This window comes from Stenotrophomonas sp. P5_A8, assembly GCF_056400545.1.
This window is the reverse complement of record NZ_JBFULB010000118.1, coordinates 1-11428: the sequence shown is the minus strand read 5'-3', so window position 1 is coordinate 11428 and position 11428 is coordinate 1. Positions and strand designations below refer to the sequence as shown.

General features: G+C 69.0%; 5 protein-coding genes. All 5 read left to right on the top strand.

Annotation, left to right across the window (positions count from 1 at the left end):
• Positions 1–439, top strand: a 439-nt coding sequence (locus AC1DQP_RS10285) for a chemotaxis protein CheW (RefSeq protein ID WP_478051534.1), incomplete at its 5' end; no start/stop codon positions are given.
• Between the two features lie 43 nt (positions 440–482).
• Positions 483–2519, top strand: a complete 2037-nt coding sequence (locus AC1DQP_RS10280; protein WP_256776865.1) for a methyl-accepting chemotaxis protein — start codon at positions 483–485, stop codon at positions 2517–2519.
• A 94-nt stretch (positions 2520–2613) separates the two neighbouring features.
• The gene (locus AC1DQP_RS10275; RefSeq protein WP_457317881.1) at positions 2614–9453 is read left to right on the top strand and encodes an Hpt domain-containing protein; all 6840 of its coding nucleotides are present in this window, start codon (positions 2614–2616) and stop codon (positions 9451–9453) included.
• Entirely contained in the window at positions 9440–10765 is a 1326-nt protein-coding gene (locus AC1DQP_RS10270) for a chemotaxis protein CheB (protein ID WP_457317880.1), read from the top strand. Before AC1DQP_RS10275 ends, AC1DQP_RS10270 begins: the two co-directional genes overlap by 14 nt.
• A 29-nt stretch (positions 10766–10794) precedes the next feature.
• Positions 10795–11268 carry a chemotaxis protein CheW gene (locus AC1DQP_RS10265; RefSeq protein ID WP_256776862.1) on the top strand — a complete coding sequence of 158 codons (474 nt, stop codon included), beginning with the start codon at positions 10795–10797 and terminating at the stop codon, positions 11266–11268.
• The last annotated feature ends 160 nt before the right edge of the window (positions 11269–11428 follow it).

The following is an 11428-nucleotide window of genomic DNA, read 5'->3' as shown; positions in this document are numbered from 1 at the left end:
GTGGCGTGGCGTCGGCTACCGGGTGGGCAAGCGGCATCTGGTCTCGGATTTCCGCGAAGTGGTGGAAATCGTGCCGATGCCGCCGATCACCCCGGTCCCCGGCGCACAGCCGTGGCTGCTGGGCGTGGGCAACCTGCGCGGCAATCTGTTCCCGGTGGTGGACCTGAAGTACTTCCTGGAAGGCGAGCGCACCGTGCAGCAGGAAGGCCAGCGCGTGTTGATCATGCGCCAGGCCGGCGGCGACGTCGCCCTGACCATCGATGAACTGTTTGGCCAACGCAGCTTCGAGCAGAACCAGGACATCGCCGTCGGCGACCTGGCCAGTGGTCGCTATGCGCACTTCATCGACCGCGCCTTCCACGGCGACGGTCACGACTGGGGCGTGTTCTCGCTGTCGCTGCTGTCGCGTACTCCCGAATTCAGGCAGGCCGCAGCCTGATCGCTGCTGCCTGTCTCACCGCATTGAAGATCGAGGTTGAACGATGAGTACTGCTTCGGAATCCGCCAAGGCCGGCAAGCTCGGGTCGGTGGGAACCAATTTCTGGCTCGGCCTGCTGGCCCTGTCGATGATCGTGTTCGGCGTCAATACCGGCGTGGCCACCTGGCAGGGCAGTCGCCTGGCCGGCGCCAGTACCGGCGCGGCCGACCTGCAGGTGTTGTCCCAGCAGCTGGCCAACCAGGGCCGTGAGGCGGTGCTGGGCAACGCGCAGGCCTTCACCGCGTTCAAGGAAACCAAGACCCGCATCGAAAGCACGGTGAGCAGCCTGCAGGGCCGCTACGGCAGCGAAGCGAACGTGTCCGGTCCACTCAGCCAGCTCAGCCAGACCTGGGAGCCGCTCGGCAAGAGCGCCGCCCAGCTGGTGGCCAGTGAGCCGGCCGTGCTGGCCCTGGCCGGCAACGCCAACAACTTCGTCAATGGCGTGCCGGCACTGCAGGCACAGCTCAATGAAGTGGTCCGCGCGATGTCGGCCGGTGGCGCGCCTGCCTCGCAGGTGTACAACGCGCTGCAGCAGGTCGTGGTGGTCGGCTCCATGGCCCGCCGCGTGACCGAAATGCGCGCCGGTGGCGGCGGTGCCGCCGCGGCAGGCGACGCGCTGGCCCGCGACTCGGTGGTGTTCACCCAGGTGCTGGATGCGCTGCGCAATGGCAACGAAGAGCTGGGCATCGCCCCGGTCCGCAATGCCGGTGCACTGGCGGCGCTGGAACAGTCCCAGAAGCAGTGGGACACCATGAAGAAGGACGCCGATGCGATCCTGGCCAGCTCGCGCCAGCTGTTCTCGGCGCAGTCCTCGGCCGCGGCACTGACCGGCGGCGCGACCAGGATGCTGGATGACAGCAAGAAGCTGTTCGAAGCGTTTTCCTCGTTCGGCTCGGTGCGGGATACGCGTCTGTTCCCGAACTTCTGGCTGGGCGTGATCTCCGGCGCGCTGTCGCTGATCGCCATCATCGGCTTCGTCAGCAGCACCGTGCGCAGCCGCTCGCGCGAGCAGGACCTGCGTTACCAGACCCAGGTGGAATTCAACAGCCGCAACCAGCAGGCCATCATGCGGCTGCTGGACGAAATCAGCTCGCTGGGTGAAGGCGACCTGACGGTGAAGGCCTCGGTGACCGAGGACATGACCGGCGCGATCGCCGACGCCATCAATTACGCCGTGGACGAACTGCGCCACCTGGTGACCACGATCAACGACACCTCGGCCAAGGTCGCGCTGTCCACCCAGGAAACCCAGGCCACGGCCATGCAGCTGGCCGAAGCGGCCGGCCACCAGGCCAACCAGATCACCTCGGCCTCGGACCGCATTGGCGAAATCGCGTCGAGCATCGAACAGGTGTCGCGCAACTCGGCCGAATCGGCCGACGTGGCACAGCGCTCGGTGGTGATCGCCGCCGAAGGCGCCGGCGTGGTCCGCGAGACCATCCAGGGCATGGACCAGATCCGCGACCAGATCCAGGAGACCTCCAAGCGCATCAAGCGCCTGGGCGAGTCCTCGCAGGAAATCGGCTCGATCGTGGAACTGATCAACGACATTTCCGAACAGACCAACATCCTGGCGTTGAACGCCGCGGTGCAGGCGGCCTCGGCCGGTGAAGCCGGTCGTGGTTTTGCGGTGGTGGCCGACGAAGTGCAGCGACTGGCAGAACGTACCTCCGGCGCGACCCGGCGTATCGAAGGCCTGGTCCAGGCCATTCAGGCCGATACCAACGAAGCGGTCAGCTCGATGGAGCAGACCACCGCCGAGGTGGTGTCCGGTGCACGCCTGGCCGAAGACGCCGGTACGGCCCTGACCGAAATCGAACGCGTGTCCAACGCGCTCAACAACCTCATCAAGAACATCTCGATCGCCGCCCAGCAGCAGTCGTCGGCCGCGTCGGACATCACCCGCACCATGGGCGTGATCCGTCAGATTACCGGCCAGACCTCGCAGGGCGCGGGACAGACCGCCGAGTCGATCGGCCATTTGGCACAGCTGGCGGCCGACCTGCGCCGCTCGGTTGCCGACTTCAAGCTGCCGGCGTGAGCCGCGGGCAGGGCGGAGAGGGAAGGAATCAGCAGATGATGCATCGCGAGAATTCAAAGCACGACACGCGCGCCACCCTGCCGGGAGTCCCGGCATGAGCACGCTGCGCGATGCCATGAGCCACGCCGCCCTGGGCTGGGTCAAGCCGGAGCTGGATGAGACCCTGCGCCAGGTGCGCAATGAGGTCGAGTACTACGTGGAGGACCCTGCCGACGGCAGCCGCATGCGCTTCTGCGCCGGCTACCTGCACCAGGTGCAGGGCACCCTGCGCATGGTCGAGCTGTATGCCCCGGCGATGGTGGCCGAGGAGATGGAACAGCTGGCCAACGCGATCGGTGCCGGTGAGGTGCCCGACCGCGACGAAGCCTGCGCGACCCTGATGCGCGGCAGCGTACTGCTGCCCGACTATCTGGAACGCCTGCAGAACGGCCACCGCGACATTCCGATCGTGCTGCTGCCGCTGCTCAATGACATCCGTTCGGCGCGCGCTGCGCCGGGCATCAATGAAAGCGTGCTGTTCGCTTTCGCCCCGGACAGCGTCAGCGCCACCGAGGCCGAACTCGACCACGCGCGCGGCAGCCTCAGCGGCCGCAACCGCGAGCTGCTCGACACCGTCGGCAATGCGGTCAAGGAAGAACTCCTGCGGATCAAGGACGCGCTGGACCTGCACCTGCGCACCGGCGGCGAGCCGGTACAGCTGCAGACCCAGGTCAACGAACTCGGCGCGGTCGCCGATACCCTGGGCATGATGGGCCTGGGCGTGGCCCGTGGCGTGGTCGTGCAGCAGCGCGATGCGCTGCGCGGGGTGGTCGACGGCGAGCAGCAGATCGATGAGAGCCTGCTGCTGGATATCGCCGGCGCACTGCTGTACGTGGACGCGTCGCTGGATGACCAGGTCGCGCATCTGGGTGCCAACATCAGCGGTGAAGACGATCCGAGCGCGGTGGAAAACCGACGCACGGTGGAAGTGCTCGCGCATGAAGCGATCGCCAACTTCGCCGCCGCACGCGAACACTTCGTCGCCTTCATCGAAACCAACTGGAACCATCAGCAGCTGCAGGAAGTACCGCGCCTGCTTGGCGAGGTCGCCGGTGCGCTGCGCATGCTCGACCTGGCCACGCCGGCCGACTACCTGCAGGGCGTACGCCAGTACATCGCGGTGGAACTGATCGGCCGCCAGCGCGTGCCCAGTGGCCGCCAGCTGGATACGCTGGCCGATGCCATGGCCAGCCTGGAGTACTACCTGGAAGCGCTGCGCGAGCGTCGCCCGGGCCGCGACGAAATCCTGGACATCACCCGCACCAGCCTGGAAACCCTGCGTTACTGGCCGCTGCCCGATGCGCATGCCGCCGCCCCGGATGCCAGCGCCGAAGCGCTGCCGGTGGCACCGGAAGCGATCGAGCTGGCGCCCTGGGAAACGCCGGCGCCGGAACATATCGACACCGCCATGGCCGCGTCCGCACCTGCCCCGGGCAGCGTGCCGCCGTCGCTGCCGGATTTCACCTTCGACCCGCTGCCCGATGCGTCCGCCCCGGCACCCGCCGCAGACGCGGGCGATGCCGCCGGCCTGGTGTTTGCCGCCTCCACCGCCAGCGTCCCGGACGCGGTGCAGTGGACGCTGTCCGACCCGGCCACGCGCGATGACGCCGCCAGCTTCGTCCACTTCGACCCGGTGTTCGCCGAAGACACCACCGCGACCCGCTGGGACACCCAGCCGCCCATGCATGCCGCGCTCGACGCGCTGGATGCGCTGCATGCCCAGGCCGCGCCGTCCGAGGCGGTGGAGCCGGCCGACAGCCACGCGCCGCTGTCGTTCAGTGGCGGCTTCGACCCGGTCTCCGCCGAGCACGACGCGCTGGAGATCAGCGACGAGCCGATCACGTTCACCTTCGACGCGCCGCTGCACAACGCCGATGGCGTGCTGTCGCTGCAGATCGATGACGCCCCGGCCACGCCGGTGCAGGACGTCTTCGTCGACGCCGCGCCGGCCCTGGACGTTGAGCACCTGCCGCCGTTCCTGCAAGCCGAGGTCGATACCTTCGACGCAGGCACGGCAGAGCCGGCGCTGGACGTCGGAAACGCCGCAGCTGCTGCGGATGTCGCAGACGCCGCGGAAGCAGAAGCTGCAGAAGCTGGAGAAATCGCAGAAGTCGCAGACGCCGATGAGGTCATCGAGGCCTTCGAAGCCACTGACGCCACTGACGCGAGCGTGCCTGCGTTCGACGCCGATGCCGACGCCAACGCAGCTGACAGCGCCGATGCGCACGATCAGACGCCGCTCATCACCCACAGCAGCACCGGCGTGCATGCTGCGGTGATCAGCAAGATCGAACTGGACGACGAATCGGCGCGCTTCCTGGCCGAGCTCGACGCTGCTGCATCGCAGTTCAGCACCGAGCCGCAGGCCGCGCCTGCCGCCTCGCCTGCGGTCGCGGAAAGTGCTGCAGTCGACGATGCCGACAGCATCGAGGCCGGCTTCGAGGACGACGGCGAGAACATCGACCAGGACATCCGCGAGGTCTTCATCGAAGAGTTCGACGAGGAACTGGTCAACCTCGGCAATCTGCTGCCGGTCTGGCGCGCTGCGCCGGACAACATGGACCGGCTGCGTCCGATCCGTCGCGTGTTCCATACCCTCAAGGGCAGCGGCCGCCTGGTTGGTGCACGCACCTTGGGCGAATTCAGCTGGAAGATCGAGGGCATGCTCAACCGCGTGCTCGACGGCACCCGTCCGGCGACGCCGGCCGTGGTGGCGATGGTCGGGCAGGCCTACGACGTGCTGCCGCAGCTCAACGCCGCGCTGCGTGGCGAAGGCCGGGTGACCGCCGACCTGCAGGCCATGCAGGCCATCGCCGACCGCGTTGCTGCCGGCGAAGAGACCTTCCATGTACCGCTGCAGCGTGCGACCCCGGTCGTGGCGGCACTGGTTGAAACCGTTGAGACCATCGAGCCTGCTGTCCAGGCACCGGTGCAGGCGGTCGAGGCGACCGGCACGCCGGCCAACATCGATGAAGTCCTGCGCGAAATCCTTGAAGCCGAAGTGGACACCCACCAGGCGACCTTGCAGGCCTGGCTGCGCGAGGCCAGCGTGGCCCCGCAGCCGGTGACCGACACCCTGCTGCGCGCGGTGCACACCATGAACGGTGCGTTCGCGATGACCGACGTGCCGGAAATCACCGCGGTCACCGGCGTTGCCGAGAGCTACATCAAGCGCTCGCTGGCTGCCGATGCCACCCCGGATGCCGAAGGCGTGGACGCGCTGTCGGCCACCGCCGAGGCGATCCGCACCACCATGACCGCGCTGCAGGCCGAGGCGCCGCGCATTCCGGTGCAGACCGCGCTGGCCGCGCGCCTGCAGGCGTTGGCCGACACGCTGCCCGAGGCACGCTGGCCGGCGCTGGTCGCCGACGACGAGCTGGCGTTCGAGCAGGACGCGCTGGACGCCCTGGAACAGGAGGATGCCGCGCAGGCCTTCGCCGCAGACGACGTCGCCGTCGCCGCGCCTGGGCAGGACGCGCTGTCCACGCTGCCGCAGGCAGACGGGCAGGGCGGCTACGCCGGGCGGGATGACAGTGCCGATGCGCAACTGCAGCAGGCCGAGCTGGAGGCCGACGCACTGTCGGTGGTCGACCTGGCGTCGATCGACGCCGAGGACGCAGGCCAGGCCGGTGGCGTGGAAGCGCATGTGCCGGAGGCCGATGCCCTGGCGTTCGGCGAACTCACCGCGAGCGATGACCTGTCGGCGTACTTCGACGCCGAGCTGCCGACGACGCCCGCCGCGGTGAGCGCGGACGATGCCGCGCCGCCTGCCGATGGCCCGCAGCCGGACGATGCGGGCGCCGCACAGGTCGTGCACGACGGACTGGACGCGGTCGAACTGACCGGCGCCGAGGACCTGTCGCGCTACGTCGATCTGGATGTCACCCCGGCCGCCGACGCGCCCGTGGTGGATGCGCCGATGGCGGAAGTGGCCGGCGATGACGCGCAGACTGTCGACGCCGAACTCGGCACCGACGTCGAAGCCGAAGCCGACGCCGACGCCGACGCCGAAATCGCAGACGAACCACTGGTCGAGGCGGCCGAGGTCGAGGCTGTCAACGCAGACACCGGTACCGCTGGTGTTGACGCTGTCGCGGAAGAGCAGGCGGAAATCCCCGCTTTCTCCGAGCGCGATGTCGACACTGCCACCGAAGAAGAACGCGAGGCATTGGAAGACGCGCTGCCCTCGACCCCGGCGTTCGGCGAGCTGGTCGACGAGCAGCAGGTGCTGGACGATGGCCTGACCGTCATCGACGCGCCGACGGCACGGGACGACACCGACAGCGTGCTCGGCCTGGATGCCACCCATGAGATGCAGGAGCAGCACGACGAGGCCGATGCCTTCGCCGAAGACGCGGTGGATGCCGATGCCACCGAGACCGCCGCGCCCACGCCGTTCTTCGAACTGGAAGACGCGCCCGTGGTCGCGGCGGCCGGAACCGCAGCCCTGGCCTCGATCGCGGCCGGCACGAGCACGAGCGGCACGTCGGCTGCCAACGACGCGGTCGGCCTCGACGCTGAAGAAAGCGTCGAAGAAGACAGCACCGAGCCACTGGACTTCAGCGTTCTGGACGAGGAGCTGGTCGACATCTTCGTGGAAGAAGGCAAGGACCTGCTCGACCATTGCGATGGCCTGATCAGCGAACTGCGCGCCGCGCCGAACGACCGTGACGTCATCGCCGGCCTGCAGCGCGACCTGCACACCCTCAAGGGTGGCGCGCGCATGGCCGGGATCAACCCGATCGGCGACCTCGGCCACGGCATCGAATCGTTGCTGGAAGCCGTTGCGTCCAACCGCACCGACATCGACCGCAGCGATGTGCACCTGCTGGAACGTGGCTTCGATCGCCTGCACCAGATGCTGACCCGCACCGGCCAGCACCGCAGCGTGGCGATGCCCGAGGACCTGATCGGCGCCTTCGAACAGCGCACCTTGGGCCGGGTTGAGCCGGTCGCGGCCGACAGCGCCGTCGATGCACCCGATGCCGCCCCGGTGGAGGTCGACACGGCCGTCGCCGAGGCCCCGCTGTCCGCGCCGTTGCCGTTGGAGGCCAGCAGCGAAGACGACATGCTGGCCCGTCCGCAGCAGGAGCAGGTGCGCGTGCGCGCCGACCTGCTCGACCGTCTGGTCAACCACGCCGGTGAAGTGGCGATCTACCGCTCGCGACTGGAACAGCAGCTCGGTGCCTTCCGCGGTGCGATGGGCGAACTGGACCGCACCAATGCGCGTCTGCGCGACCAGCTGCGCCGCCTGGACCTGGAAACCGAGGCGCAGATCGTCGCCCGCTACCAGCGCGAGCAGGACCAGGCCGACCACAAGTTCGATCCGCTCGAACTGGACCGTTTCTCCACGCTGCAGCAGCTCAGCCGCGCGCTGAACGAGTCGGCGGCCGATCTGGGCGGCCTGCAGGGCGTGCTGGACGACCTGTCGCGCCAGTACGACGTGCTGCTGCAACAGCAGTCGCGGGTCAGCTCGGAACTGCAGGATGGCCTGATGCGGGCGCGCATGGTGCCGTTCGACGGGCTGGTGCCGCGCCTGCGTCGGGTGGTCCGCCAGGCCGGCCAGGACACCGGCAAGCAGGTCCACGTCACCCTGGATGGAACCCACGGCGAACTGGACCGCAACGTGCTCGACCGCATGGTCGCGCCGCTGGAACACATGCTGCGCAACTCGGTCGCGCATGGTCTGGAAACCCCGGACCAGCGTCGCGCCGCCGGCAAGCCGGAGGAAGGCGAGATCGCCATCCGCCTGCGCCGCGAAGGCTCGGAAATCGTGCTGGAAGTGGCCGATGACGGCGCCGGGCTGGACCGCGAGGCGATCCGTCGCCGCGCCGAACAGCGTGGCCTGATCGAGGCCGACGCCGTGCTCGGCGATGCCGAACTGGACGCGATGATCTTCTCGCCCGGTTTCAGCACGGCCGAGCAGGTCAGCCAGCTGGCGGGCCGTGGCGTGGGCATGGACGTGGTGCACAACGAAGTGCGCCAGCTTGGCGGCTCGGTGGACATCCACTCGGTGCGCGGCCAGGGCGTCACCTTCACCCTGCGCCTGCCGCAGACGCTGGCGGTCACCCAGGCGGTGTTCGTGCAGATCGGCGAGACCACCTTCGCCGTGCCGGTGGCCTCGGTCAGCGGCATCGGCCGGATCTCGCGCGAGCGCTTCGAGACCATCGACGGCAGCTACCACTACGGTGGCGAAGCCTTCGCCCTGCACGATCTGGGCACGCTGATCGGCCAGGGCCAGGCCCGCGCCGAAGGCCAGGCCCAGGTGCCGCTGCTGCTGGTCCGCGCCGGTGAACTGCGCGCGGCCGTGGCCATCGACCAGGTGCTGGGCAACCGCGAAATCGTGGTCAAGCCGGTCGGCCTTCAGATCGCCTCGGTGCCGGGTATCTACGGGGCGACCATCACCGGCGATGGCCGGGTCGTGGTCATCCTGGACGTTGCCCCGCTGGTGCGCCGCTTCCAGGCCAATCCGCACAAGCCGATCGCCCCGACCACCCAGGTCAGCGACCGCGACGTGCCGCTGGTGATGGTGGTCGACGATTCGCTGACCATGCGCAAGGTCACCGGGCGCATCCTGGAACGCCACAACTTCGAAGTGGCCGTCGCCCGCGATGGCGTGGAAGCGCTGGAGCGGCTGGAAGAACGTGTGCCCGACCTGATGCTGCTGGATATCGAAATGCCGCGTATGGATGGCTATGAACTGGCCACCGCGATGCGTGCCGATCCCCGCTACAAGGACGTGCCGATCGTGATGATCACCTCGCGCAGCGGCGACAAGCACCGTCAGCGCGCCTTCGAAATCGGTGTCCAGCGTTACCTGGGCAAGCCTTACCAGGAATTGGACCTGATGCGAAACGTGTACGACCTGCTGGGGATCGCCCGTGTCCGCGAATGACCTGCCTTCGCTGTTGTCGGTAGCGCTGCTGGCGCGGGTCGGTCCTGCCCGTGAGCGCCTGCGTGAGGCGCTGGCTCAGGCCGGCGCCACCCTGGTGCTGGAGGAAGATCCCAACACGCTGGAGCTGCAGGCGCTGCGTGACGCCGCGCCGGGTGCGGTGCTGATCGCGCTGGAGCCGGCGATCGAAGACGCGCTTGAACGGCTGGACCCGGTACTGGGCTCGCCGTCGCTGACCCTGATTTTCGACGAAGCCGAACTGGCCGCACGCCGCGATGGCTGGGAAGCCCAGCGTTGGGCGCGGCACCTGGTGGCCAAGCTGCATGGCCACCACGACGTATTGCCGCCGGGTTCGGAACAGGACGGCCTGCTGCAGCCCGAGCCGGGCCTGCCGACCACGCCGGCACAGCTGCATGCCGATGCCCCGTTGGACTTCCATGTGCGCGAGGCCTTCGACGCCGCCGGCGACGTGCCGGCCGATGGCCTGTACCAGGCGCCGGATACGATGAGCGAGCCGATGTCGCTGGAAGAGGCGCTGGCCGCGCTGCAGCCGGCGTCGTCCGCGCCGTCCGCGCCGCCGCCGGTTCCCGTGTCCGCCCCGCCGGCTGCGCCGCCGCGCGTACCCCTGGGCGATCACAGCAGCTGGTCGCTGGTGGATGATGATGCGGTCGAGGCGATCGCACCGCCGCCGTCGGCACCCGCCGGCGCCGCAGCGCCGCCGACCGATTTCGACATCGCGCGGCTGTCGCTGGTGGAACTGGAGGCCGAGCGCCCCGCCGACGGCGCCGCCGCCGGTGCCGTGCTGGTGCTGGCCGGCATCGGCGGGCCGGACGCGCTGCGTCGCCTGCTGGCCACGCTGCCGGCCGGGTTGGCCACGCCGGTGCTGGTGCATATGCGCCTGGACGGGGGCCGTTACGGCAACCTGGTCAAGCAGATGGCGCGCGTCTCGGCGTTGCCGGTGGTGTTGGCCGAAGCGGAACAGCCGGTGCAGGCCGGCAACGCCTACATCCTGCCCGATGACGTGGGCCTGGCCGTTCGCGATCGCGGGCTGTATTTCAGCGCCGATGCGCAGGGTGTCCAGGTCGGCACGCTGCCGCCGGCCGACAGCGCCGTGGTGCTGCTCAGCGGCGCCGATGCCAGCCACGTGGATGCGGTGCTGGCGCTGGCCGGAGAAGGCGCCTGGGTGGCCGGGCAGGTCGGTGAAGGCTGCTACGACCCCACCGCCGCCAACGCCGTGGTCGCCGCCGGCATGCATGCCGGCGAGCCGCCGCAGCTGGCCCATAGCATCGTCGAACGTTGGGGCGTACGCGAGTAATCGCCGCGCCCCCTTCCAGGAATCACGCCATGAGTTACGCCAGCAACGACGAAATCCGCGGGGTATTGATCCAGGCCGGGCACGAACGCGTGCTGCTGCCCAATGCCACCGTGGCCGAAATGATGTCCAAAGTCGCCGTGCAGACCGTGCCCGATGCGCCGGCCTGGCTGGTCGGGCAGATCGCCTGGCATGGCTGGGACGTGCCCCTGCTGTCGTTCGCCCGGCTGTCCGGGCTGGGCGATGAGCTGGTGACCAGCAACAACAAGGTGGTGGTGCTCAAGGCACTGGGTGGCAACGCCAAGCGCCCGTACTTCGCCCTGCTGACCCAGACCTTCCCGCAGTTGATCGCGGTCCCGCGCGACGGCCTGCTGGCCGACGCTTCCGAGGAAACCCTGCCGCAGGGCGTGCACATGCGCGTGCTGCTCGGCGAGCAGAGCGCGCTGCTGCCGGACCTGGATGCGCTGGAAGCAGCGCTGGACGAGGCCTACCCCGTCGCGGGGTGAGTCTTCGCGTTCGCGAAGGCTCCCCACGATCTGCGGAGCAGATCGTGGGCCCCCGTGGACCATGCCTCCAGATCCCCGCGCCAGGCGGCGCGCCCCCTTGACTCAAGGGGGCTGTTCCACCCGATGCTTGCCGGAGTGCCGGAGTGCCGGAGTGCCGGAG